The organism is Phycisphaeraceae bacterium, assembly GCA_020639155.1.
GTDB lineage: Bacteria > Planctomycetota > Phycisphaerae > Phycisphaerales > UBA1924 > JACKHF01.
Window position 1 is genome coordinate 1,830,946 of record JACKHF010000001.1, and the last position, 25,812, is coordinate 1,856,757.

General features: G+C 54.1%; 19 protein-coding genes and 1 tRNA gene. 7 read left to right on the plus strand and 13 right to left on the minus strand.

Going from position 1 to position 25,812, the window contains the following annotated elements; all coding sequences use genetic code 11:
• Positions 1–274: 274 nt before the first annotated feature.
• The 10 genes from H6815_07740 to H6815_07785 form a co-directional block, all read right to left on the minus strand.
• Positions 275–1,261: a hypothetical protein gene (locus H6815_07740; protein MCB9860333.1), complete on the minus strand. Its 987-nt coding sequence runs from the start codon at positions 1,259–1,261 to the stop codon at positions 275–277.
• A 20-nt stretch (positions 1,262–1,281) separates the two neighbouring features.
• Positions 1,282–3,507: a hypothetical protein gene (locus H6815_07745; protein MCB9860334.1), complete on the minus strand. Its 2,226-nt coding sequence runs from the start codon at positions 3,505–3,507 to the stop codon at positions 1,282–1,284.
• Between the two features lie 184 nt (positions 3,508–3,691).
• The gene (locus tag H6815_07750) at positions 3,692–5,074 is read right to left on the minus strand and encodes a hypothetical protein (protein ID MCB9860335.1); all 1,383 of its coding nucleotides are present in this window, start codon (positions 5,072–5,074) and stop codon (positions 3,692–3,694) included.
• A 219-nt stretch (positions 5,075–5,293) separates the two neighbouring features.
• Entirely contained in the window at positions 5,294–5,668 is a 375-nt protein-coding gene (locus H6815_07755) for a response regulator (protein ID MCB9860336.1), read from the minus strand.
• A gap of 72 nt (positions 5,669–5,740) precedes the next feature.
• Positions 5,741–6,241 carry a chemotaxis protein CheX gene (locus H6815_07760; protein ID MCB9860337.1) on the minus strand — a complete coding sequence of 167 codons (501 nt, stop codon included), beginning with the start codon at positions 6,239–6,241 and terminating at the stop codon, positions 5,741–5,743.
• A 57-nt stretch (positions 6,242–6,298) separates the two neighbouring features.
• A complete protein-coding gene (locus H6815_07765) occupies positions 6,299–8,680 on the minus strand; it encodes a chemotaxis protein CheA (protein ID MCB9860338.1) in 2,382 nt (793 codons plus the stop codon).
• Positions 8,681–8,724: 44 nt separating this feature from the next.
• Positions 8,725–9,576 carry a protein-glutamate O-methyltransferase CheR gene (locus tag H6815_07770; protein ID MCB9860339.1) on the minus strand — a complete coding sequence of 284 codons (852 nt, stop codon included), beginning with the start codon at positions 9,574–9,576 and terminating at the stop codon, positions 8,725–8,727.
• A gap of 65 nt (positions 9,577–9,641) precedes the next feature.
• A complete protein-coding gene (locus tag H6815_07775) occupies positions 9,642–10,163 on the minus strand; it encodes a chemotaxis protein CheW (protein ID MCB9860340.1) in 522 nt (173 codons plus the stop codon).
• Between the two features lie 233 nt (positions 10,164–10,396).
• Complete coding sequence (locus tag H6815_07780) at positions 10,397–11,473, minus strand: chemotaxis response regulator protein-glutamate methylesterase (protein ID MCB9860341.1); 1,077 nt, start codon at positions 11,471–11,473, stop codon at positions 10,397–10,399.
• Between the two features lie 196 nt (positions 11,474–11,669).
• Positions 11,670–11,753 (minus strand) — tRNA-Leu (locus H6815_07785).
• 159 nt (positions 11,754–11,912) lie between these two features.
• Between H6815_07785 and H6815_07790 the strand changes: the two genes are divergently transcribed.
• Positions 11,913–12,392, plus strand: coding sequence for a hypothetical protein (locus tag H6815_07790; protein MCB9860342.1), 480 nt, complete (start codon positions 11,913–11,915; stop codon positions 12,390–12,392).
• A gap of 81 nt (positions 12,393–12,473) precedes the next feature.
• On the opposite strand, the gene H6815_07795 is transcribed toward H6815_07790, so the two are convergent.
• A complete protein-coding gene (locus tag H6815_07795) occupies positions 12,474–12,758 on the minus strand; it encodes a hypothetical protein (protein ID MCB9860343.1) in 285 nt (94 codons plus the stop codon).
• 178 nt (positions 12,759–12,936) lie between these two features.
• Positions 12,937–14,295 (minus strand): ABC transporter permease subunit, encoded by a 1,359-nt coding sequence (locus tag H6815_07800; protein ID MCB9860344.1) that lies wholly within the window; start codon positions 14,293–14,295, stop codon positions 12,937–12,939.
• Between the two features lie 392 nt (positions 14,296–14,687).
• Here H6815_07800 and H6815_07805 point away from each other — a divergent pair, with 392 nt between their 5' ends.
• The 6 genes from H6815_07805 (at position 14,688) to H6815_07830 (ending at position 24,758) form a co-directional block, all read left to right on the plus strand.
• Complete coding sequence (locus H6815_07805) at positions 14,688–16,823, plus strand: hypothetical protein (protein MCB9860345.1); 2,136 nt, start codon at positions 14,688–14,690, stop codon at positions 16,821–16,823.
• Positions 16,824–16,896: 73 nt separating this feature from the next.
• Positions 16,897–17,955 (plus strand): hypothetical protein, encoded by a 1,059-nt coding sequence (locus H6815_07810; protein MCB9860346.1) that lies wholly within the window; start codon positions 16,897–16,899, stop codon positions 17,953–17,955.
• The gene (locus H6815_07815) at positions 17,952–19,385 is read left to right on the plus strand and encodes a hypothetical protein (protein MCB9860347.1); all 1,434 of its coding nucleotides are present in this window, start codon (positions 17,952–17,954) and stop codon (positions 19,383–19,385) included. Before H6815_07810 ends, H6815_07815 begins: the two co-directional genes overlap by 4 nt.
• Before the next feature lie 39 nt (positions 19,386–19,424).
• The gene (locus H6815_07820; GenBank protein ID MCB9860348.1) at positions 19,425–20,702 is read left to right on the plus strand and encodes an ABC transporter ATP-binding protein; all 1,278 of its coding nucleotides are present in this window, start codon (positions 19,425–19,427) and stop codon (positions 20,700–20,702) included.
• Positions 20,699–22,723 (plus strand): ABC transporter permease subunit, encoded by a 2,025-nt coding sequence (locus H6815_07825; protein ID MCB9860349.1) that lies wholly within the window; start codon positions 20,699–20,701, stop codon positions 22,721–22,723. Before H6815_07820 ends, H6815_07825 begins: the two co-directional genes overlap by 4 nt.
• Positions 22,724–22,790: 67 nt before the next feature.
• A complete protein-coding gene (locus H6815_07830) occupies positions 22,791–24,758 on the plus strand; it encodes a hypothetical protein (GenBank protein ID MCB9860350.1) in 1,968 nt (655 codons plus the stop codon).
• Here H6815_07830 and H6815_07835 read toward each other — a convergent pair whose 3' ends face one another.
• On the minus strand, positions 24,759–25,769 hold the full coding sequence (locus H6815_07835; GenBank protein MCB9860351.1) for a phosphoribosylaminoimidazolesuccinocarboxamide synthase: 1,011 nt from the start codon (positions 25,767–25,769) through the stop codon (positions 24,759–24,761).
• Between the last annotated feature and the right edge of the window lie 43 nt (positions 25,770–25,812).

A 25,812-nucleotide genomic window follows, 5' to 3' on the forward strand; every position in this document is an offset into this window, starting at 1 on the left:
GACGTGGAGACGAAAGGAACAGTCACGATATGCGAGCGGGTGCCCGCGTGGAACGATCAGCAGGGATCGCTGGGCCCTGCCGGATGCTCGGCAGGAGGCGATAGTACGTCGGCATTGGGCAAAATGCACCGTATCATCAGAATTCTCAACACACTCCCTTACGGCGCTGTTGTGGTCGTGGGATCTGGAACTTGTCCGGCACTATTGAGCGTGAGGCCTATACGTAAGAAACCCGTTTGGGTTGCTGGTAAACTCGAAATACGGCTTTCTGCGGCTAGTACGTCTCGATGAAAACCCGCCCGCTGGGCTTGATCTGGCGATACATCATCTTCTGATTCCACGAGGCGGGCTCGTGCGAGATAGAGCCATCGATCGTCATCCACGGGGCGAGTACTTCCGGTGCCAGAACCTGATGCATCGTTCGGCATAATCCGAGTTCCATGCCCAGAATGCCGCAAACGTACATCAGCGTCCGTGAGGATTCGAGCATGGGAATGAGGAGATCTTTGTGCGTGACGAGTCGATCCTGCACATAGCAGGATGGCGAACCATCAAACTGGGCGTGTCTGCTGACAGTTGGCAGGTACATGAAGTTGCTGTGTTGCTTGTCGAGTGAAACGAATGTGTCGTGGTACATGAGATCAGTTGCGTAGGGCACGCCAGCGACGAGCACGATACGTGAGCCGGTGCTTTGTGCGAGGAGGTCATGCAGCATTGCACGGAACGGCGCGATTCCGGTTCCGGTCGCAAAGAACACGTAATCGTGCGCGCCTGGGTTGGCTGGCAGCACAAATCGCTTGCCGGATGGGCCGCAGACAAGCACCTCATCGCCTGGTTGCGTGTCGCACAGGAAGTTTGAGCACACACCAAGAAACAGTTTTCCGGTATCGTGATGCTCGTCAATCAGGCGTTTCACCGTTGTCGCAATGAGATTTGGATTTGCATTTTCGCCGGCGGTTGGTGATGCGAGCGAGTACAGGCGCATGCTGTGAGGTCTGCCGCGTTCATCGGTGCCGGGTGGTACAACGCCGAAAGACTGCCCGGCTGTGCATACTCCTGCGAGTGGCGTTCCCGACACATCAATAACGACATGGCGTGTGAATGCCGCGGCGGATGTGCGTGCGGTGCATTGCTCATTTGTGAAAACGCGCCCGACGACTGGGTCGGACGCGAGGACAAGATTCATCTGAACATCGACGAGGTTGGGACCTGTGCGTGGATGTTTTCTGCGAAACGGAGCATTCTGCGCGGGCTCGGTCATTTCATGCAGTGTAGAAGCGATTACTCGCCACCGCCAAATCCGCCACCGCCACCCATCATGCCGCCCATCATCGACTGGAGATTCTGCAGCATGGGTTCGAGTTCTGCGATCAGACCAAGCACGGCATCGTCAGACGAGTCGTAACTTCCCGACTCGACATTTGACTGCACAGTAGAGAGCGCGTCTGTGACCGGCTGAACGAACGGCATGACCATCTGCATCATCATGCGACCCTGCTCGATCTGCTGGGCGTTTTCTCCGTCGGCTGCCATCATGGTGTCAAGATTGAGGTACCACATGCCGTCGAAGTTTGTCAGAATCATCGGCTTTTCGTCGGGCTTTGCCGGGTAAGAGACTGAGCACGAATCGCCCTGCTCGTCAAACTCAAGATCGGCTGAGGTGAGTCTGAGCATGGTCTGGAACTCCTCTGCAGGGTTGCTTTCACCCATCCCGCCGGAGTTTATTGCGGCAAGCCCTCCTGCAGCCATCATGAGGTATTGATTGCTCATACCCGCTTCTGACTCACTCGCTTGTTTGATAGCGTCGATCAGGTTCACACCGAACTCTCGCTGCAATGCATCGGAGAGTCCGAACCCAGCAGTTGCGGCAGATGTGATTGTTGAGACCATGTCGCGCATGGCAGGATCATCTGTGTGAATGATCGTGCCAATGGCTGTAAAGTTCTTTGCGCGGGCGGCATTGAACAGCATGTCCATGGTGCCCTGCGGGGTTGTCTGATCAGCACTGGCAGCGGACGTTGCGGGGGTGTATTCGCCCCCTTCGTCTGAACCGGTGTCGTTTGTGTTGAAGTCGGGTGATGACAGATTCAGCGCACCACCCGAATACGAAGAGGCAAAGCCCGCAAGATCCGTGCGGAGTTTGCCAACGCTATCCTGGAACTGCTGACCTCCAGTCACAGAACCAAACGCCAAGTATGCTTCCTCAAGAGCTGTAAGCGCCTGCTGCTTGTAGGTGTTGCGATTCTGCTCGATCTGCTGGGCGTACAGCGAGTAGTTTGTGATGTCATCAAGTTCTGGGCGAACCGCGTTCAGCTTTACCATGAGGGATTCGAGCGGTTCGAGCGCTGCTTCGCGCGCGAGATACAGACTACCGATGCCGTGAGAAGTTCGACCCTTGATCATGGTCGCTTCGGTGCGAAGGTTTTTGTCGGATGTGGCTGCGGTTGCCGCTTGCAATCCGGCTTCATAACTCTCGATGGCAGCCTCAACTGTGCTTGGGAGATCACTAGTGCGGATCGCCTGCACCTGACCAACCAGCGACTTTATCTGCGATTGTGCAGCATTGGCGAGTTCGCGGGCTTCAGCGGCTTGTGAGCGTGAAGATTCCTGGCGTTTGCGGACAGCTTCCTTTGCCTGGTTCAACTGCTCGCGCAACGAGCCGAGGGAGTCAATCTCGATCACGATCTGATCAACCTGCGGTGTGAGTGCTTCCGCCTTTGCTGAAAGGCCGCCCGCCTGCTGTTCAAGCAGGTCTGCGTTGCGGCGATGTGTTGTTGCTTGCTCGAAGTAATCGAGGGCGGTCTGACCGGAAGCGCGGTTGGATTGTCCGATCAGTGTGGCTTCTGTCTGGCGTTCATCCTTGGCCCGTTGCAACGCGAGTTGGACCTGAGCTTCCACCTGCTGGAGTTCGGACTTCAGTTCCGCAAGACGCTCATTGCGGTCTGCAGTGCGCTGCATCGCCTCTTTCAGTTCGGTATCGATCGTCGCGAGTTCCTTTGTCGGATCGTATGAGGACAGTGTTTCTGCGCGGCTGCTCTGCTGCTCCCATGTTGCGGCGTACCCACGAATCTCGCTCGCCATATCGAGCATCTGGCGCTCGAGTTCGGTTGCTTGTTGCGCGTGCGGCTCGCCAGCCGCGAGGTGTGCGCGGGCGATCAGGATGTTTGCTGCGTTCTTCTGGGCAGTTGAGCCGGAACTCGCCACCTGCTGGAGCGTTTGCGCAACGCTTGAGAACTGGCTGATCTGCTCTTCGTGCGTGAGCAACGGGTTTATAGAACTCGGTGCGAGTTCGCTGAGTTTGAGCTGTGCAGCTTTGATGATGTTGCCCGCTGTATCCTCCTTTGGATCACAGGCAACAAGACCCGCGATGAGGGTCGCGCTCACAACCAGTCCAGCGCTGCGAACAAGGATCGCGCGGGCGACGCGAGAATGACGTGACGGCGTTTGGTCTATGGTGTTCATGGAGAGGGCGCTCGCAGCAGTAATCGGACAGAGTGTGGATGCCACATCCGCACTGAGGGGCGGATACAGAATAATGATGGATCTCTTCCCGACAGGAAGCCCACAGGCATGATTCCCACGGGTATACATCATAATCCCGCTGGACGGTCTGATCCGTTCTTGCCCTAATGTCGGTTCCAGAAACGCGGTTTTCAGGACCCAATCGACGAAAAACCCGCTCAATCACCGTTCAGCGAATACCCGGATTCGTGCCGGGAAGAGCTGGGGGTTCAGATGGCGTTGGCGGCGTGTAGTCGATCCCATAGTCTGGTCTTGGTTTGTACATGCCCTCAATCCATTGCACCGCCTGCTGGAGTCGTCTGTCATCCAGGTTTCTGAACAGCGGGCGCCAGGCATCGCCAACGCCTGCTTCACCGGGCACCTGCGGATGCGGACGCAGCGACTTGCTCCGATCGAGTCCAAGCTGGAGGAGCGGTGATTCTGCAGGTTTTTCGTAGTTGATAAGTGGCTTGCCGTCCGACAGTCTGAATCGATCGAGAATGACGAGGTTGGAGTAGTACGTTGCCTCGAGGTTTGGTTCGTCGTTTTTCAGCCTGAACCTGCCGCCTGCGTTGCCACCGTGGCATGACGAAGATGCACATGAGTTGACCAGCCACGTTCTGTGGACCCGGTCGCGGAACTGCAGGATCTGAGGTGGGTGGTCGCGAACCTCGACGAACGGGTACAACTCGCGTGCTTTCAGTCGGAACATCAGATCGAGTTGCTGCTTTGCGGGTTGCCGACGGATGAGATCCCTGCCCTCCTCAGTTGTTGGCATGCCGGGTTCGTTCTCGTACTGCGAGAGCATTCGATCGATAACTTCCTTTTCGATCTCAATCCTTGGGTTCGCGGCCAGATCTATCTCGTAGACCTTGATCAGGTTGATCTGGTCATCTGAGAGCACTGGAAATGCGGGCTTTTCGGTTTGTTGGAGATTCCCGGATGGAGTGGGGGTCTCGTGATGTTTTCCCTTGCCTGCGCTCTCACGGAGCTTTGCGCGTGCTTCAGCACCGCGGAGCATGTCTGCAACACGTTCATCGTTCGGTGCGAGTTGCGCAGCCGCGCGGAGATCCGGGATTGCAAGATCCTCGCGTCCCTCTCTGAGCACCCAGTTCCACAGTGCGATCAGTTGTTCGATATCGTCGTTCGCGATGAGGGCTCGCATCGTGCGATAGCGTTCATCGACACTTGGGATAATGTCGAATCGATCAATCTTGCTTATCTCGTATTCCTGTATCAGCGTCCCGATCTGAAGACTGAACATGTCCTTTGTCGTGCTGACGAGAACGCCCTTGATCGGTTGTTCGGCACCCACCAGATACACCATGATTTCTAAACCGATGGCGTCGTGGATTGTTGGATCGGAAGTAACAGGTTGTGGTTGCTGTGTTGGCTGAGGGTCGGGTTGATACGGCGATGGGACTTCGGGTTGCGTCATCCCGACGAGGGTGCCAAGCAAGATGCTGCCAGTGCAGGCTAGACCGGTGCAGGCTGTCATTCCGCGTCGCATTGGAACATTGGACGCACGGACTGCAGGATTGTTGCGGCAGAGGATCTCGTTGCCTCGGTCCATTGAGCACCTCGGGGAACAAACATGTCGTCAGTGACTGCCGGCAAAGCCCCCAGTGTATGGGCGCAATCCATGTTCCACCATTGCGGTGTCTGCGTCGTTTATGATTTGGCAGAGAGGTTTCGTCAGGTATTGCAGTGAAAAAGCTGTGGACGAAAGCCCACAGCTTGCACTCACGAGTCTCGTATCTGGTTGGCAGGAACGAATGTGGGAGACGTGTTCTCAGGCTTTGACGCCGCACTTTGCCAGTGTTTCTTTGATTCGCTGGCTGAGCAGGTCGGGTGTGAATGGCTTCACCACGTAGTTATTCACACCTGCCTTGATCGCTTCGATGACACGAGCCTTTTCCGCTTCTGTCGTGACCATGATCATTGGTGTGGTTTTGTTGGTCTGGCGATAGTGCTTGACGAAGGTCAGGCCATCCATGTTGGGCATATTCCAGTCAACAAGAATGAGTTCGGGGCCGAACGCGTTGACCTTGCTCAGCGCGTCGTGTCCGTCGCACGCTTCCTCGATCTCGGTGAACCCGATCTGTGCTAACACCGCCTTCTGGATGTTGCGCATGGTCTTTGAATCGTCTACTAGCAGGATTTTCATGGCTTTGTGTTCCTGTCCTTCGATACATATGAAATCGTCAGTTCAGACTCGTGTCCTTGTGAACGCCTTTACTCAAGCGGCGTTTGCTGCCTCGTTCTTTTCTGCCTCGCTTCCAGCGACTTCGAACGCGATCTCGATGGTCAGATCGCCGCAATCTGTTGTGCACGGGATGCTAATACACGGGACATCGCTGCGCGGACTGACAACAATGTGACCGCCACCCAGGATGACACTGGGTGTTGATATCGAAGCGCGCTTTGTATCAAACATTGCCTTTGCGCCGCCGGACACCATGTTCACCAGCTCACCGATCGCATCAGCAAAGTCGGGCGATTCGGATGTGAGCTCTTCGCCAGTGAACAGCGCAACGACACGTTGTGCAGTGTCATTCGGGAAACTAAGCACGATGGTGCCTTTGACATCGCCTGAGATACCGATGATGCCTGAAACATCAAACGGTGTCTTGCCAGACTGATTCACTGATGGCTCATTGATTGAGACCTCAAGCTGCAGCATCGTCGAGAAGACGTTCTGGATGCTTTTAATGAACGGTGTAATGTATCTCGGATCCATAATGACTCCAGCTTCAGGCACCCGGTGTGGTAATGCGGTAAAAACTCTCTGCTCAGATCAGGCGGCGACAGTTGCGGCCTGCTCCTTGCGTTCCAGTTGCTCCGCACCAACAGCGCTTGATGCGAGCTTGAACAGTCCAGCGATGTCAACGATCAGGCTGACGCCGCCATCGTCGCGCACCGTTGCGCCACTTACTGACCCATTCTCCGTATTGGCGTTTTCGTCGAGTGACTTGATGACGATTTCCTGTTGCCCGATAGGTTTCGTGACCATCAGACCAAGACGGCGGTCTCCCAGCGCAAGAACGACCGCGTATTGGGGGGGGGCGTCGCTTGAGGGCAGTCCAAAGACCTCCTCTGCATTGAACAGGGGCAGCATCTCGTCGCGAAGCCTCAGGACAGGATGCTCACGGATGGTCGAGAGTTGCTCGGGTGTTGGACGCACAATCTCCAGGATATTTCCCAGGGGAATCGCGTACGTCTCATGCTGCACAGCAACCATCATCGCGGGCATAATCGCAATCGTGAGAGGGATCTTGATCGCCAGTTCTGTCCCCTTGCCGGGTGTTGATGTCAGATCAATCGTGCCCTTGATCTTTGCGATATTGGATCGCACAACATCCATTCCGACGCCTCGTCCGGAGAGGTCGCTGACCTGCTCTGCTGTTGAGAATCCGGGATGGAAGATGAGCTGGTACACCTCGTTATCCGACATTGTTTCTGCTTGCTCGGGTGTCACAAGAGTGCGCTCAAACGCCTTCTTTAGTAGTTTGTCCCGATTCAGGCCCTTGCCATCATCCGCGACGAGCACCTGCACATAGCTTCCCTCGTGCGAAGCTTTCAGTTTGATTGTGCCGGTGTCGGATTTGCCGTTCGCCACGCGGTCTTCGGGCATCTCAACTCCATGGTCTGCGCTGTTCCGAAGCAGGTGGACGAGTGGATCGGCAAGTTTATCGATAACTGATTTGTCAACTTCGGTGTCGCCACCCTCAATCACAAGATCGATGTTCTTTCCTGTCTTACGCGACAGATCACGGATGAGGCGAGGATACTTGCCGAAGATCTTGTCGAGCGGTTGCATGCGCGTGCGCATAACCGAACTCTGGATGTCGCCTGTGACGCGGTCGAGTGAATCGGCTGCTGTGCCAATGATCTCTGCTGTTTCCACATCCATTGAGGATGCAAGCTGTCGTGAGATTGCGGAGATGCGGTTCTTCTGCAACACGAGTTCACCAACAAGATTCATCAGTGTTTCAAGTCGGGAAACATCGACACGAATCGTCTGTTCAACCGCCGCCGCTGGAGCTCTTACGCCGGACTTTGATTCAACTGATCCAGATGCTGCATCTGTGTCATCGGAGGTGTCTGAGGCGGAAGTCCCAAATCCGGCGGGAGACTCTACAGCCTGCTTTGTGGACTGCGGTGCCTGCTCGGGAGATTCATTAGTAGCTTTTGTTGACGTAGAAACACCAGTACCCGAGAGATTGATGCCGATGGCTTCAAGAAACTCCTCGGGAGCTTCTGCGTTTGCACCTGGTTCAGTGCCTTCGAATCCTTCGCCATCGATGAGTGCTTCGATCTGTTCAGAGAACTCCTGTGTCGACCAGTTGCGCATTTCGCCAGACCCAAGCCCATCGGCCTGGTTCTGCATGACCTGCATCATCGCAACAACACGGATCAGCACCTTCGCTTGCACGTCGTCCGGAAGCTCAGGTATCGCGCTGCATGCTCGGTTTAATAGTGTTGACAACCCCGACATTGCTCCGAACTCAAAGAACTCCAGTGCTTTGGTCAGTGCTTCGGAAGTTTCAACAATTTGCTCGCAGCCCTGCACTCGAGTTTCGGGATTCAGTGCGATCTCGTATTCTTTGTTGAGTTGCGCCATCGACTCATTTACATCAGCGATGAGGAACTCGAAGAGGTCTGTTTGCGGTCCGTCGAGCTCGACAGGCCTGACATCGGGGCAGTTGCTGGTGCTGGTCAATGCTGCTTGCGCAGTTGGTGCTGATTCGGATGAGCTATTGGAAGCGGCGGATGTTGCACCGTCCTGAATTCCTTCCCCAAGTCGTGAGAGCCCGTTGATCAGCGATTGCTTTGCCTTGGTGAGCGGCTCCCCGTTGGTGAGTTGCTCGAACTGTTCTTTCAGGATGTCAACCGCCTGAAGGAGCAGATCCATTGCGCCTTGGTCGACAAGGATCTGTCCATTGCGTGCTGCATTCAGAGCACTTTCTGCAGAGTGGGCAATCTCTACAAGGTTTGTCAACGCAAGAAACGAGGCGCTGCCCTTGATCGTGTGCAATGCACGGAAGATCTGGTTGAGCAGATCTGGATCCTGCGGCGAACTCTCAAGCACAACAAGATCACCCTCAAGCTGCTCGAGCAGTTCGCCCGACTCGGTCAGGAAGTCCTGCAAGATTTCTGCATCGAATCCGTTGCTCACGGTTCACCTCTGATCTGAACATGTTTCGAATCGGTTGTTGCGCGTTATGCCTTGGTGTAACAGAATCCCTTTGGCAGATCACGGGAGATAAACGGGACCCCAAGATCTGACAGAGATTCGGAATGTCCGATGATGAGTGTGCCATCGCTGGCAAGCTGGTTATAAAACATCTGCACGACAGACTTGCGCATTGGTGTGTCGAAATAAATCATGACATTACGGCAGAAAATGATGTCCCATGTGCCGTGGCGCTTTGCAGCCATGGTGTCCTTGAGATTCATATGCTCAAACGTCACCATTGACTGGATGGTGGGATCAATCACCCAGTTGCGACCTTCCTGCTTGAAGTACCGGCGTTTGATCTGATCGGGTGTCGAGCGGATTGCGTAGTCTGAGTACACGCCGGATGCTGCAACGTCGAGCATTTTTTGTGAGATATCCGTACCAAGGATCTCGATTCGCCAGTCGGGCAGACGTACGCCGAGTGTGCGGTGGAGCTGGATCGCAGCGGTATATGGCTCCTCGCCGCTGGAGCACGCCGCGGACCAGATACGAAGACGCTTTGTGTCTTTTCGTGCTTCGAGCAGTTCCGGGAGAATCGTTTTTTCGAAGATTTCGAGTTGCGGCTCGTTGCGAAAAAAACTTGTTTCATTGATTGTGATGCGATTGAACATTTCCTGAAACTCGTCATCACGATACGGGCCGAACGAGATAAATGAGATGTACGTGTCGTAGTCCTCGATCTCGAGTTCCTGCAACCGGTGACCAAGGCGTGATTCAAGTACATATTTTTTGTTGTCCGGGAAGTGGATGCCCGAGCGAGAGTAGATAATCTCGCGAAGCCGATTGAAGTCTTCGGTGGACATCTCGATCTTGTGTGCTGTGGATATCGCCATGTGTTCTCCGAGGTTCGGCCCTGTGCTGGTAGTACAAAACGACAACCGAATCAGCCAGTTCTTTCTCAGTCGGCGTGGCTTGCTGCTTCTGCAGCGGCCTCTGTTGTTTCGTGGTTGAACAGACGTGAAAGATTGAGCAGAATGAGCAGGCGGTCGTCCAACTTGCCTACGCCGTCAATAAAGTCGGAATCGATAGAGCACACCATCTCAGGTGCTGGATCAACGATTGACCGAGAGATACGCAACACCTCCTGAACTCGGTCAACGACAAATCCAAGCACGCGGCCATGCACCTCTACGACAATGATGCGGGTGCGTTCTGTGGGTGCCGACTTGGGTATTGCGAATCGCGTGCGAAGGTCGAGCACGGGGATAATTTTCCCGCGAAGATTGATCACACCCTCAACTTCTGCGGGGCTTTGCGGTACGCGTGTCAACTCCATCATGCGGTTGATCTCCTGGACCGCAAGGATGTCGACTGCGTATTCCTCGTCAGCAATGTTGAACGTCACAAGCTGCAACTGATCGTCGGTGCTGCTGTGATTCGCTTCGTCGTGCGATGATTGCGACTGAGACGGTGTGTGCATGGTCATGGTGTCTGCTCCGCGTGCTGAGATCGCGCACCAGGGCTGAGAGAGAAGCCGAATGGTGACTGCTCGGGTATCGGCTTGTCATTCCAGCCGATTCACACGATGTTGAGGTGAATAAGATAAATTGCTTCTTGGCATTGACGCAGCGTCAATACACTCGCCATATTGGGGCGGTCGGACCGCATGCGTTGTTATTGGCCATCAGACAAGTGTGTGTTGGACGGCACGGATCATGCGCATGCGCGAGCGTTTGCAGGGCCTGCGAGATGCATGATCATGGAGGCGAGTTCGCTTGCTGTGCCGACAAAGTCGGTCAACTTCTTCTCGGCTACCGCGCGAGGCATTCCATACACAACGCATGATTTGGCGTTCTGTGCGCCAATCCAGCCGCCCTTCGATTTGATCGTCTCGGCTCCAATCGTGCCATCCTGTCCAATTCCTGTCAGTACGATTCCGAGCGTCGGTTCGTTGACCGCTTCTGCGCAGGAACGGAAAAGTTCATCGGCGGAGGGTTTATAGAACAGACCTCGTGGTTCGTCATTTACCTCAAGTTGTAGCGACCCGAACCGTTTGATGACGCGTGTGTGTGATCCGCCGGGCGCCAGATAGACGTTGCCCGGCTTTACCGCCATGCCGTGTTCACCTTGGATGATATGAATCTGCGCAACTTCGTTAAGGCGCTGCGCAAGACTGGTTGTAAACAGCAACGGCATGTGCTGTGCGATAATGATTGGCACCGGCATATTTGCCGGAAGTGCCTTGAGGATTTCTTCAACAATCGGTGGGCCACCTGTTGACGATGCAACTGTCACAAGAGCAGCTCTTCCTTCTGGGAATAGGGTTCTCTTTGATGGTGCAGCAGACGGAATGTGCATCCCACTTGTGTGTGGTCTGCGTGTAGAGCAGATTGCCTTGATCTTGGTTAACAGTTCGTCCTTCACATCGTCGAGTGACCCGAACGATCCATTTGGTTTTCCGATGAAATCGGATGCACCTTCGGTTAATGCGCGGATGGCTTCCTTGCTGCCAGCTGTGGTGAGGCTGGAGCACATCAGCACGGCGGGCTTCGAATCAAGCTTCAGTTGCAGGATTTCTCGTAGTGCAGTTCGACCATCCTTGACAGGCATTTCAATGTCGAGTGTGACGAGGTCCGGTTGGTATTTCTGAACAAGTTCAACAGCTTCTTGTCCGTTGCGGGCGATGTCAACGACCTTGATCTCAGCATCGGATTCCAGCACGCGACGCAGCGACGCACGGACCACGGCCGAGTCATCTACCACCAGTACTCGAATCGGATTGATTGCCACTCTGTCTGCTCCGCAGGTATCGACTGATAACAACAAGCATGCGAGAAGAGCACACCTCAGACTCTACTCTTCGGATGGGTTGGCAGCAGTGTTAAGGCGATAGTGTCTGCGATGGAGAAATCGGCCTGAATTGAAAGCATCACGCACCAAAAGTGGGTGGACAACGGATTCATCCCGTTGTCCACCAGCAAAAGAATGCCCGAGAGAGGGCTCGAACCTCCACCCCGTTACCAGGACTACCACCTCAAGGTAGCGCGTCTGCCAATTCCGCCACCCGGGCATATGGGTGCGACAAGTGTCGTGGACTGAGAGGATAGGTCGGATTTTTCGTCAAGTCTCGATCAACTCGTCACAAGGATGATATTCCTGGACGGCGTGTGGGCGTGTATGCTTGCAATGGTCGAGTCTGTGGATAACCAACCTACTAATGAGGGAGCGTATGAGCGTGAGTACAGACGAGGGGGCGGGGTATACCGGCACAGAAATAGCCAGTGTCGTGGCGGCGCGGGTTCAGGACTCAGACGTGTTCGAGTCAGTGAATATGGAGGTTCGTGAGGGTGCTCGCGCGGTATGTTGCGAGGCACGGGAATCGCCATCCCCGATCTGGTATCGGGCACTCTTTGGCACTGACGGAACGATTATTGAGTTTGCGACTGAGGACCGTTGGTTGAGTCAGTCTATTGAAGCTGATCTGGTCAACACGGGTGATGCGCTAGAGGATCTGCTGGAGGAAGAACTCATCGACCATGATTGTGAGGTGCGGTCGCCACGGTTCGAGCATTTTCGATCAGATGATATGGAGTACGTTTTTCGGGTGAAACTGGAGAACGCGTCTGCTCAAACGGTGGCGGCCTTTCTGCTGTCGTTTGAAGCATGTTTCGGTGAACTTGGCGATGTGCGCGAGTCTGATGACGAGTGATGCTGCCTGTACAGAAAAAAACCGTCCGTGCTACTGAGCACGGACGGCCATGTGTCTTATTGACAGGATATGAGTACGCACTCAAGCTTCGCCGTACTGAATCTTTCCAGCCTCTTCATCGCGCTTGCGTTGGCGTTCATACTTCTGCTGCTGCTCAAGCTCTGCGCCTGTGGGCTGGGGAAGCGCAGTCGGTGGGACGTACTTCTCTTTGCCTTTGAAGAGCCCAAGCTGAAATGCGAAGGCGACACCAGCAGCAACGAACAAGACGATAACAATGGCGATCTTTACAGTGTCGCCTCCGCCGCCGCCTTTGGAGTTCTTGCGTCCGATGCTGTCAAAGTCACCGCCGTCCATTAAACTTGCCATTCCAACACTCCTTTATCATCCAGTTGTATGTCCGGTGTGTGCTTCTTCGTCAGGGCAACATTCCCGACAGTCACATTATTCCTGAACGAAATCCTCACACTATATACCAGTTGCGACTGCAGCGAAGTTGCATATCCCATCGGCTTTTTTGACACCCTGTTCAGGTTTTTTCTGGTTATCAGCCTACATCCCGCGTCTGGAATAGCGCTATCGCAATACACAGGACTCCACAGATTTGGAGTACTGCGTACACCGCAATGAGCCAGAGATGTCCAATGGGGATGTATGAGTTCTGCGTAATTGCGTCCAAAAGCCAGTAGAAGTGGAGGTTTGGAAGGATGGACCAAACCCCAGCCGCAGCGATGTTTAACCTGGTTGGTTTGACAAAGAGATAGTCTCCCTCGCGTGGAGGGCGATTGACCTTGACGGGAGCCCGTCCAATCTGCTGAATATTTGCTTTCTTCCCCTCTGACGAAACAACAGCAATAGCGGGGGCAATCTCTGGTGCATTGAGATTTGAGATCGTCGCGAAATCGCCATCAAGCGGCTTGTAGTGACTTGTTTGCAGATTCATCCCGTTGGGTGTGGCGCCCCAATAGACAGGTGTTCCGGGCGAAAGCAGGGCGGTTGGCGGGTTTTCCAACTCAATGATGAGGGTGTCGCCGAGGGACGTGAACTTTTCGAAGGCTGGATGTTCGGGTGTGACGTTGAGAACTCTGCCGACGTAGCTGTTGGTCCACGCTTTGCTTCCAATGAAGTAGTTTGAGAGCAAGCCACCAAGAAAGACACCGCCAGTCACGACAATTGTCATAACTTGCCCCAAACGCGTGGATGCTGCGACTGCCACGGCGGAAAGCATCAATACCGCAAGTGTCAGTGCGGCACAAGCCATCGATATCTGAGGCTTGAAATCTGTTGAGATCGCCTGCCACTCCCATTTCGGGCTTAGAACAAGCACAAAGAGATATGAGATGATCATTGCCGGGGCAAGCGAGAGCACCGCGGCTTGTGAGAATGACCATGAGTACAGATAGTTCGCCGCGGCTGAAAGGACAAGGCAGAGGAACACGGTTCCAATCGAGAATGTGATAACCACCCAGTCGAGCTTATCCGCTGCAGTGCTCATAACACCGTGACGGATGCCCATAAGCATGAAAATAGCCATCGTGATCATGCCAACGAGGAGCGAAAGACTCACACCCAGATATTTCCCTATCACAAGTGTTGGTCTGCTCACTGGCTTGGAAACCACGGTGAGGACGGTTTTTCGCTCAATTTCCTCAGATATAACAGCCGTTGCAACGAACGCGGCGAGTACGGTGCCGCAGACGAAGATGGTTCCAAGGCCCAGATCAAGCAGGAGCTTGTTGTCGTAGTTGACTTCACCTGTTTCGGTAGATTTGCCCATTGAGAAGTTTGTTCCCCACGTGAGCAGCAACTGGCACACGCCAGAGATCATCACAATGAGGAAATAGATGGGCTGCCGAATGCTCTCAAGGAAGCAGTTTCTGGCAATTGTCAGGAGTTGACCCGGCATGGATTGAGGTATTCTCCTTCCTTCGATGCATTCATACACGAAGCGGGATGATCGTTCGCATGCAAAGGTCGATGGTCAGCACACGAGGATGGGGTGTCGATCAGCTCTCGCATCGGGCTTTGGGCATTTTTTTTGACTCGATCGAACCCGCAGCTTTTTTGAGCGTAGCGAAACAGGCCCGGCCCTGCCGGGACCGACCTGCCTACGACCAATGGGTTCGTTCGGTTCGCTTCGGCTGAAGTGTTTTTGGGTTTCAGCGCTGGTCGCCTCATCCGTGAGACGCCATCCGTTTGCATTCGATGAGTGATCATGGGAGAGCAAACGCAGGTGTCTGTTTCTTGTGAAGCGGCTGGTTGTAACAGTTTTCATCGCATTCCACATGAAGAGGTGCAATGAAGGGCGACTATTTAAGCTATCGGCGTGCAGTCAGTGTGAGCCTGCTTGGCTTGATGATTCAAGCCGTTGTCGGTGTTGCGATGCTGATCGCAGCTGTGCTGGGTCACGATAAAGCAGCCTTATCAACATCGTTTTATACGCTGGTGGGTGTGCTTGGATGGCTCACGCTGGCCATCATGTTTGATCAGCATCGTCGCGAGCGTATCGAAGCGATGCAGGCGGAGAGCTTGGCGAGCGCGGATGCTGCCAGTTCATCTGTGTTTGAGGAGGGGGCGGCCGATCTTCGGATGGCTGCGAACCGACTCCGCACAATGCAGCGGCTCTTTGTGCCAGCAATGTCCATTCTCATCGCGTTGCTGATGATCGGTCTGGGCATATGGCGGTTCATTGAGGGGCAAGGCAAAGCTGGAAGCGCCATATCGACTCTCGATCGCGGTTGGTCTGTTTCAATCGCTGTTGGTGCGGCGTTTATGTGCTTTGTATATGCACGCTACGTCGCAGGCATGGCGAGAAACAGGGTCTGGTCAACTTTGCAGGGCGGTGCGTCGCTTGCTGCTGGCACAACAGTGCTCTGTGCGTTACTGGCTATTGGACATTTTATTGATCTTTTCAGCACGGACACGCTGCTCCGTCAGATGCAGATCATTATTCCTGTCCTGATGATTGTGTTTGGTGTCGAGATTTTGATGTCGTTCGTGCTTGAGGTGTATCGCCCGCGACGTGCAGATGATGTTGAGCGATACGCATTTGAATCTCGTGCGCTTGGGTTGGTTGCAGCGCCAGATCGTGTGGCGAGATCGGTCGGCGAGGCGATCAGCTATCAGTTGGGTACAGACATCACGTCCAGTTGGCAACACAAGCTGCTTGAGCGTGTCGCTGTGCCGTTCATTCTGCTTGGTGGTCTTGTGTTGTGGCTGTTGACCATGTTCGCTGTGGTGCAGCCCCATCAGCGCGGGATGCTGCTGCGATTTGGTCGAGTTGTGAACCCTGACATCGGGCCGGGTCTTCACATCAAGATGCCGTGGCCGATCGATTCGATTGTTATTCCTGATCACATTATTCAGGATCGTGATGACCTGATGGTCGAGCACGTCATCAAAAGTACAACAGGCATTCGTGATCTTAAACTTGGTGCGCACAAGCCGTCGTCGACAGTCAATGCAGCATTGTGGTCGAACTCTGATGTTGGTGTCACGCCGTTCTACTTTGTCGTGCAGCCAGCCGCAACGATCTCGGCCTTCGGCATTGTTGATCCGGAGGAAGAGGCTACAAGATCGCGACCAGATGGGACGTTCTCTCTGCTCTCTATTGAGGTGCCGTTGCGATTTGCTGTTCGTGACGCGGAAGCGTTTGAGATGCTCGGCGAGGGAGGCCAGCGTGAGTTAATTCTTTTCTACACTGCGCGTCGCGTGATTCTTGAAGAGCTTGGTTCTGCTCGGGTCGATCAGCTTCTGGGGGACGGTCGGCAGGAGATTGCAGACCGCATTCTGAGGGGGGTTCGCCAAAAGTACATTGAACTCAACCCGATCGAGTCGCAGCGGGCGCAGGGGATTCCTGTTGTTGACGTGATATATGTTGGTATTCAGGGGGTGCGCCCGCCGAAGGAATCTTCGCTTGCGTTCGAGCAGGTGCAGGAGGCTGAGCAGAAGTATCTTGCACTGATTGAGAATGCACGAGGGAAAGCCCGATCGACCTTGATTGAAGCGGCTGGCGATGAGACCCTTGCTCGTGCAATCGTCGCTGAGATTGAGGTTCGCAAGCAGCTTGCAAACTCAGGCGCGTCAGCTGAGGAGATCATTGAGCAGGACCAGAAGATTCAGCGTCTTGTTGAGACGGCTGGTGGCAACAATGCCCAGGCGCTCCTGAAGGCTGCGAGTGATCGTTGGGTGACGCACATGGCCGCACGAGCCCGCGCGGAAAACTACCTTGGCCAAGTGGATTCGTATCTCGCATCGCCGTTGTACTACACAGCGTCGCTCTATCTCGATGCGCTTGGCGATGCGCTGAGCAAGGCCCGTATTTACATCGTCGACGACTCAAAGGCGAACGTGAATATCACGCAGGATATGTCGGAAACAGAAGCAACAGCTGATATCTTCGACTCATTGAGTAAGAGCTCGCAGGCAAACTGAGCACAGTGAATGTGCTTCGTAAGACGATTATCTGGAAGGGTTGACACAGAGGCCCACAGGAAGGGAAGAACACGTGCCAGGCATACTGACATCAAAGAAGTTCTTGTACACAGTGATCGCTGTTGTGCTACTGGTAGCACTTGTGGCGAGTTCCGTGACATTCCAGGTCCGGTTTAATGAGAATGCGGTACGAACCGTGTTCGGCCAGGCAACGGAGAACTCGGTGATCAAGGAGCCAGGCTTGCGTCTGAAGTGGCCCTCGCCGATCGGCAAGGTCACAAAGTATGACACTCGTGCGCGTATCAAGCCCGTCAAGCTGGAGACACAGCAGACACGCGACAGCCGACCAATCGTTGTTGAGGCGTACATCGTCTGGCGTGTTGACGATCCGCTCGCATTCTTTCGCGCATTCTCCGATGAGGGTGAGCGCGCCGAGGATCACTACAAGAAGGCAGAGGACATTCTGGAAACTTATGTCCGAAGTGTGCTGTCGATGATCAGTCAGTATGATATGGATGATCTATTTTCTTCTTCGCCGGGTGACTCAAAGCTTGCCGAACTTGAGGATCGAATGCTGACCGCGATGCAGAACGGGACCGGACAGGAAACATCGCAGATTGCGGGCCTTGGCATCAAGGCGGAAGTTGTCGGTATCAGCCGTATTCAGATGGTTTCATCGGCATCGGCCGCGGTCTTCCAGCGCATGCGTGAGGAGCGAGCCAGTGTGGCTCGACAGATTGAGGCAAAGGGGCAGTCAGAGCAACTTGCGATTGAAAGCCGAGCCAAGGCGGATGCAGATGCTATCCGTTCGTTTGCAAATATCCGAGCCGCGGAAATTCGCCGACAGGGTGATATTGAAGCTGCCGAGTTTGTCGCCAAGACAAAGGACCATCCTGAGTTTGCGATCTTCCTCCGCAATATTGAGATGCTGCGAGAGGTCGTACCGTTGCGTGCAAACTTTGTGCTAAGCACATCAACATTCGGACTCCATCTTCTTTCGCCTGAAGCCCTGTCATCGTTTGTGCCAGGTGAGATCCCTGGCGAGGATTTGCTCAAGCAGATGATCCAGTTGCCACGTCCGAAGGCGTCCGCACGCAAAGCAACAGAGGCAACCAATGGAGGTGGCCTGTGAGCGATCCCATTGATCCGAACAATCCTCTTGATACGCAAGGCCCAGAGGAAACACCATCACCACGGCTTGTTTCCGGGAGTCGGCGGACATCCGTTCGTCTGCGCTCTGAGTCTTCCGGTGAAGAGATGCCGGAACTTGATCTTGCAAACAAGTCTGTCAGCGAAGCACTCGAACTGGCATTTGGTGTCGTCAAGCTGGCCATGATTGTGTTGATCGTGCTGTTTCTGCTGTCCGGATTCCAGACGGTGCGAGAGAACGAGAGCGGTGTGCGAGTGTTGTTCGGCGAGATGCAGGGTGACAGACTTCCGCCCGGGTTTCAGCCAAGCTATCCATACCCGATTGGTGAGCTTGTGAAGGTGCCAACGAGCAGCATGACAGTTGATCTTGAAGGCGACTTTTGGCCGTTCGTCTCGGGGCAAAATCCAGATCGAAGCGATGTTGAAAAACTTTCTGCAACGGCCCAGCTTCAGCCGGGACAGGATGGATCGCTTATTACAGGTGATCAGGCGATCGCGCACGCACTTGTGTCTGTGACGTACCACAGAGATGACGTTGTTCAGTATGCTAAAAACATCGAGCCCCGCAATGAAGAAGACATTGTGAGGTACTCCATCCGTCGTGCGATGGTCGTTGCTGCTGCAGAGATGAAAGTAGATGATTTTATTAAGCAGCAGGCTTCGAGCGAGGTTGACTCGGTCTCGTCGCGTGTGCAGCGTCTTGCACAGGATCAGCTTGACAAGATTGAGTCCGGCTTGCGAATCGATCGACTGTCGATCAGCCAGACAATGGTGCCCGTTGGTGTTCGCGACGCATTTACACAAGTACTGAACGCGACATCAAATGCTGCCGGAGCTGCTGTGAAGGCCGAGAATGAAGCCAGTCGTGTGCTTGCATCTGTTGCTGGTGATGCTGGCAAGCTGATTGTCAGGGAGATCCGCAACTACGAGGACGCAATCGAACAGGGAAACACGACCGCGCAGGAAGAGATTCTCCAACGGATATACGCGCTCCTTGAAGGAAGACCTGTCGAGATTAACGGAGAAATGATTGAGGGTCGTTCCGGCGGTGAGGTTTCCGAGATTCTTGCTGCTGCAGAGCAGTATCGCACGAGTCAGCGTAATCGGATGAAAGCGGAAGTTGAGTTGTTCCTCGCAAAGCTTGAGCAGTTCAAGATCAATCCTGGCGTGACGGTGCAAACAGCATGGGCGGACGCGTACAAAGCATTTGTTGACAGGGACACGGTGCAAATCACATACCTTCCCGCAACCGCGGGCAATATCGAGTTGTTGCTGAATGAGGATCCGTACATGACCAAGCTGCAACGGCAGTTGCAGGATCAAAGACGTAATCAGGATGCTGCGAACGAGCGTGACAAGATGCAGAATCAGCGATCATTTCAGACGACAGAACAGATGTTGCTGGACAGCTGATACACACGACACCTTTGCCTGAGCACGAGGGCACGAATCATGGCGCAAGCGGTCGCAGAATCAGTAGAAACACCCACCGGGAAAAAAACAAAGCCGGTGGTTGTATGCCAGAGATTAACGAAGGTTTTTCGTGATTTCTGGCTACGCAACCGTGCACGAGCAGTCGATAATATTGATTTTCACATCGAGCCCGGGGAGATATTCGGCCTGCTGGGACCGAATGGTTCGGGCAAGTCAACGACGATCAAGATGATGCTGGGACTGCTGCGCCCGACCTCGGGTCGTGTTGCAGTCTTTGGCAAGCCGCCGACAGACGTGCTGATCAAGAAACGTATTGGATATTTGCCCGAAGAGTCGTATCTCTACCAGTTTTTGAATGCCCGTGAAACACTCGACTATTATGCGAGGTTGTTTGAGATAGATACGCGCACTCGTTCAAAGCGCGTTGACGAACTGCTTGACATGGTTGGGCTTTCTGGTGCGCAGTTCAGGCCTGTTCGAGAATATTCCAAGGGCATGCAACGGCGCATCGGTCTTGCACAGGCACTGATTAATGATCCTGATTTTCTTGTGCTTGACGAGCCGACGACGGGGCTTGATCCCATCGGTACCAAACAGGTGAAGGATCTGATTCTTGAACTCGGCCGGCGCGGGAAGACTGTGCTGTTGTCCAGCCATTTGCTCTCAGACGTTGAGGATGTTGTTGATCGTATGGTTATTCTGTATGGTGGACGCATCCGTGCGACAGGCACATGCGACGAGCTTCTGGAAGCAACAAACAGAACAACGATCGAAACAGATGCGCTTGATGATGCAACGATAGCGCAAGTCGACGAACTTATTCGTGCGAGGACAGGTGGAAACAGTGGGTTGTTGCGAGTTGCGCATCCACGGCAGCGACTGGAAGAGCTGTTCCTCGACATTGTTGAGCGGGCGCGTGCCGAACGTCTTGAGACATCGGGAGCGACAGCGGGCGGTATTACTGCGGCATTTCTAAGTGCTAGTGAGGCTGCTCAGATTGAGGGTGACCAACTCATTGACACATTGATGGCAGAGAAGACGCCTGAACCAACACATGTTGAGGTGGTTGAGGAACTTTCTGTAGGGAAACAAGAAACTCAAGACGAAGCTGCGACATTGCTTGAGAATCTCGTGAATCCGACAGAGCAGCACCCTGCTGAGCCACGTGTTGAGTTTGAAGATACCGAACACTCCTCGTCAGCTCCATCTGGACAAGTAGACAATGTTGACCGGAGTGTGATCGACTCACTGCTCAATGGTGGCGCGGACCAGAATGCACAGGAGGATCGCCGGTGACGATCACCGAACGACTCCGCAAACTCGACTACACACAGCGATCATTCAGGTTTAAGGTGATCGCATCGGGCGTGATTGTGCTGGCGACAGCGATCACGCTTCTGGTGCTTTGGCTGACATCGGTTTCGCTGGAGGACACCGTTCCCCGCATTGTTATTCAGGATGAGTTCGGGAATCCGATGACGTTACGGCAGATCAATGCGGATCCGCAACTCAAGACCGAATACGACAAGATTCTTGCGTCAGATGAGTACAAGGCATTTATTGCGGCTCAGGACGAGCAACTTGCGAACATGTCTGCAGATGATAAGTTGCGCAAGCAGGTGCTCGATTCCATTGCAGCGCGCGCGACAAGTTCATCCAATATCTACCTGCTGATTCTTGCTGGATCGGGACTTGCGCTTGCTGTGACATGGCTTGGACTGTTGCTGACGTATGTGTCACTTGCAGTTGTGGCGTTGTTGCTACTGGGTCCGATGTACTTGATGGATTCTGTACGCGGCATCGCTACGGTGGCGTTTGGCTCGTTGCTGCTGACCTTTGGCTTTACAGCATTGATGTCGCTGGCGAGAATCACGCTAGCGACAATGAATGGTCCTGTGACTGCGATTGCGCGCAATGTGCTGGCTGAAGCGGTGCGCATGAAAGTGTCACTGGTGCTTGTCGTGATGCTGATCATTGGGCTCGCTGCGGTGCCGACATTGCTGACAGACACGAACATGCTGCGGTATCGCGTGCAGAACTTCCTGCAGTATTCGACGACGACATCGTTTTACATACTCGGTTTTCTGACGATCCTGCTCTCAGCGGGGTCGGTTGCGTTCGAGCAGCGCGACAAGGTGATCTGGCAGACTATGACCAAGCCGGTGAGTGCGTGGCGATACATTGCTGGTAAGTGGCTTGGTGTGTGTGTGCTCAACATTGTGCTGCTCGGTGTGTGCGGGATGGCGATCTACCTGTTTACCGGCTATCTCTCACGTCAGATGGCTGTCGGGGAGATCATGCCCGGAGTTGGGCCTCTGGGTGATCAGGTCACGGACGATCGGTTCCTGCTTGAGACGCAGGTGCTGGTCGCACGCACCTCGCTTCGTCCTGACAATCCGCTCTCGCCTGACCACCCTGATTTCCAGACAGCGGTGTCGCAGGAGATGCGCCGTCTGATTGAGCTGGAAGGACAGGAAGACACACCCGAGTTCCGTGAAACAGTCAAAAGAGATTACTTCAAGGCTGTGATGCAGCAGTACCGTACAGTTGAACCCGGTGGTCAGCGGGCGTTCGTTTTTTCCGGGCTCAAGTCGCTGCGGAACAGCAACAAGACTTTTTCACTTCGGTACCGCATCGATGCGGGGTCGAATCGCCCCGATGAACTGTACAAGCTTACGTTTATTTTCAACCGCAACGAGCCGGTGCCAATCGAAGCAACACTGGGAACGATGCAGTCGATTGATCGTTTGAACCCTCGGATTATCGACGAGAACGGGATGCTTGAGCTTGTGGTGCTCAATGGCGACTATCAGCGCGGTGTGCCCGCAACACAACAATCTATTAACCTGCCGCCAGGGACACTTGAGTTGACATACAGCGCCGGCTCGTTTGAGATGAACTATGTCAAGCTCTTTGCGATCTTCTGGGCCAAGCTCGCATTCATGTCGATCATTGGCATTGCTGCTGCGACATTTCTCAGCTTCCCAGTCGCTGCGATGATTGCGTTTGGTATGTTCTTCCTGACCGAAGGTGCGGGGTATATTGCGAAGAGTGTCGAGTTCTATCTCTCGGGTCCCGACAAGGGATTTGCGCGTGTCGTGCAGATTGCGGTAACGCCGATCGCACAAGCAGTTCGTTACACGTTCGGCAGCTATGGTGAGTTGACTCCCTTGAGTAACTTTGTCGAAGGGTTGATGATCTCGTGGTCGACGGTGGGATTGAGTGTGTTGCTGCTGAGTATTTGGTCGGTTGTGCTGTTGTTTGCGGGGGTGCTGGTATTCCGTAAGCGCGAACTTGCGATCTATTCGGGCAAGTGACGCGTACGAAGATTTGGTTGAGACGGAGGTGCGAAGGGTTGGTGAACAACAAGCCTGGAGCGAAGCAATGAAACGTGATCGAGTGATACAGCTTGTTGCAGTTGGACTCGCACTGATGTTCTTCGGTGCGAGCAGCCTCTTTGCGCTTCGGTTGTCGGAATCAGTGTCGGTAAATAGACTTGAATACGCTGTCGAAGTTGACAAGGCCGATCCACCGGAAGTTGCGCTCGGTATTGCGATGGGTGCTTTCCGCGGGCTCTTCGTGAACATGCTGTGGATGCGAGCGAACGATCTGAAGGAAGAGGGCAAATACTGGGAAGCGGTTGATCTTGCGGATGCTATCACCAAACTTCAGCCACGCTTTCCTTCAGTGTGGACATTCCACGCGTGGAATATGGCATACAACATTTCCGTGTCGACAAAGACACCAGAGGAACGCTGGTACTGGGTGCAGGCGGGAATCAACCTGCTTCGTAAGGGCGGGATTGCCAACAACCCGACCGATCTGATGATCCACAAGGAACTCGGTTGGATCTTCCTGCACAAGATCGGCGGGTTCATGGATGACGCGAATGTCTATTACAAGAAAGAGCACGCGATTGAGTGGACAGAGGTGCTTGGGGAACCGCCGCCGCTGTTGTACACGGAAACTCGCGAAGATGCGGTGAGCCACTACATTGCGTGGCTTGAGCCTATCGCAAAGGCTCCACGCTCACTGGAAGCGCTCTACAAAATGTATCCGGATACAAAGGACCTGCTCCAGCGTGTCGAAGAAGAGTCAAAGTTTAAACCCGATGTTGATCTTGTCCGCGAGTACTGGTTCAATCACGCGCTCGGTAAATCGGGCCAGCGCGATGCAATCCTGCCCCAGATGCCGCCGGAGCAGCAGGCAATCTTTAGGCTCGTGAATGATGATTCACTTGCAGAGGCATGGTCGCATGCGTTGCCCACACTTCGATTTATGGTGTTGCGCGACACGTACAACATGGAAGTTGATCGGATGATCCGGTACACGCGCGATTATGGTCCAATCGACTGGCGCTCGCCCGCTGCGCATGGCATCTACTGGGTTGAGCGCGGTGTCGAGGGAGCCCTGAGCCGGTTCCAGAAGCGGAATGAGGACGACTTTGATTTTTTGAATACAGATCGAGTGAAGATGCATTCCATCCAGGAACTTGCACGTTCCGGCGATCTGTACTTTGACTATCTGAGCGCGGTGTTGTGGCCGGAACGGCGCACCTTTTACGTTGCAAGTGTGAATCCGTACTTCTTTGCGTCGTATGAAAAGGCAGTTGGAGAGGTGCAGCAGCGTTCGGGGATTCAGGAAGACACCACCAAGCGCATCTGGACATTCCATGAAGCAGGGTTTGAGAACTTTGCGAATGACTGCATTCGTTTCTATTATCGTCGCGGCCAGGTTGCCAAAGCAATCGAGATCAAAGACAAGATGGGCACGTGGATCAATCAGAATGGGAATGATCCGGATCGTCCGTTGAAATATGCGAAACCTATAGATGAGTTTGTGGTTGAGGTTGTTCGCGACATGGTGTCATCTCCGCAGGTTGCGTCGGCCGAGGTGTACGCATCGCTGCAGGGAGCGTTTCTCGGTGGGCTGGCAACGGGTAATGATGAAACATTCCAGTCCGGGGTAAACTACGCCCGTCTGATGCACAGGTACTACTTCGAGGAAAATGCGACGCGCAATGATCTTGGGGACAACACGATCCGTCAGGAGATCTACATGCCCCGTGACTTTGGCATTGTTGAAGGATTTGCATTTGTGATGACAATTACTCGTGTTGATCCTGACACCGCAGAAACAATGTATGGAAATGCCCCAGATCGTCTGAAGAAAATGGCATACGACGCGTTAGTAGAAACATTTAAGCCGCTCTACGACCAGAACGAATCGAGAACGGGTGCCTCGTTCGCTCGCGTCTTCCCCGAACCCCAGGGTATGGAAGAGTTCCGTCTTGAGTTTGCTGAGCGAAGCCAGGAGTTGACCGGCCCCAAGGTCAATATCGAGCAGAGATAGTTATGCATTCCTTGCAGTGAGTGTCTGCACAGCTTCCTGATAGCGGGCAAGTGTTTGTTCCACAATCTGATCCGGCAGTGCTGGGCCCGGAGGTTGCTTGTTCCATTGGTTCTTTGCGACGAGTGTTTCAAGGTACTCTCTGACAAACTGCTTGTCGTAGCTGGGCTGGGCGTGCCCGGGTTCGTATTGATCCACTGGCCAGAACCGTGAACTATCAGGTGTCAGCACCTCATCAATCAGGATGGGATTGGCATCGGGCTGATCGATAGGTATACCGAACTCGAACTTTGTATCAGCAATGATGATGCCTCGTTCGAGCGCGTACTTGCTTGCTGCGCTGTAAATGGCAAGGGATTGATCCCGCAGCGTTTGCATAGTTGTTTCGCCAACAATGTTGCACGCCTGCTCGTATGAAACTGGTTCGTCATGTGCTGGTGGATCGGCCTTTGTTGAGGGTGTAAAGATCGGCTCAGGAAGACGATCGCATTGGCGCAGCCCGGGTGGAAGCCTCACGCCCGATACCGTACCCGTTTTCTGGTAGTCCCGCCAGCCGGACCCCTCAAGATACCCGCGGACAACACACTCAATCGGCACAACGCTGCAGGCCCGTGTCAGCATAACGCGTCCACGAAGTTGGTTTCGCGTCGTTGTGGATTTGTCGAATGCACTGTCGGGGATGTCATCTGCATCGTGAGAGATGAGATGGGTTTCGGCGAGACCCTGCTGCTCGACCCAGCGAAGCCAGAACACGCTCAACTGTGTAAGAAGTTGCCCCTTGCAGAGATCCGGTGCATCTCCTGATCCGTATTTCCCAAGGAGTGTCGGGAGGACGACATCGAACGCGCTGATTCTGTCTGTTGCGATCAGCAGCAACTGGTTCAGTTCGGGGACCCGGTAGACGTCCCTGACCTTGCCAGACCTGATCAGGGGCAGTCTGAGCGAGGTTGTGCCGATGAGACTGTGCGAGTCCTTCTCAGACGTTGTGGATGAGTGTGTGTGTGTATCCGGCATGTGTCCCACGATGGACAGTATGCGCGACCGGACGCGTGCCACA

Bases quoted from the DNA above. Each gene is read 5' to 3' on its own strand.
- H6815_07775 (MCB9860340.1), bottom strand. From the start codon at position 10,163: ATGCACACACCGTCTCAGTCGCAATCATCGCACGACGAAGCGAATCAC.
- H6815_07805 (MCB9860345.1), top strand. From the start codon at position 14,688: ATGAAGGGCGACTATTTAAGCTATCGGCGTGCAGTCAGTGTGAGCCTG.
- H6815_07820 (MCB9860348.1), top strand. From the start codon at position 19,425: ATGGCGCAAGCGGTCGCAGAATCAGTAGAAACACCCACCGGGAAAAAA.
- H6815_07795 (MCB9860343.1), bottom strand. From the start codon at position 12,758: ATGGCAAGTTTAATGGACGGCGGTGACTTTGACAGCATCGGACGCAAG.
- H6815_07835 (MCB9860351.1), bottom strand. From the start codon at position 25,769: ATGCCGGATACACACACACACTCATCCACAACGTCTGAGAAGGACTCG.
- H6815_07830 (MCB9860350.1), top strand. From the start codon at position 22,791: ATGAAACGTGATCGAGTGATACAGCTTGTTGCAGTTGGACTCGCACTG.
- H6815_07790 (MCB9860342.1), top strand. From the start codon at position 11,913: ATGAGCGTGAGTACAGACGAGGGGGCGGGGTATACCGGCACAGAAATA.
- H6815_07760 (MCB9860337.1), bottom strand. From the start codon at position 6,241: ATGGATCCGAGATACATTACACCGTTCATTAAAAGCATCCAGAACGTC.
- H6815_07740 (MCB9860333.1), bottom strand. From the start codon at position 1,261: ATGACCGAGCCCGCGCAGAATGCTCCGTTTCGCAGAAAACATCCACGC.
- H6815_07770 (MCB9860339.1), bottom strand. From the start codon at position 9,576: ATGGCGATATCCACAGCACACAAGATCGAGATGTCCACCGAAGACTTC.
- H6815_07755 (MCB9860336.1), bottom strand. From the start codon at position 5,668: ATGAAAATCCTGCTAGTAGACGATTCAAAGACCATGCGCAACATCCAG.
- H6815_07800 (MCB9860344.1), bottom strand. From the start codon at position 14,295: ATGCCGGGTCAACTCCTGACAATTGCCAGAAACTGCTTCCTTGAGAGC.
- H6815_07750 (MCB9860335.1), bottom strand. From the start codon at position 5,074: ATGGACCGAGGCAACGAGATCCTCTGCCGCAACAATCCTGCAGTCCGT.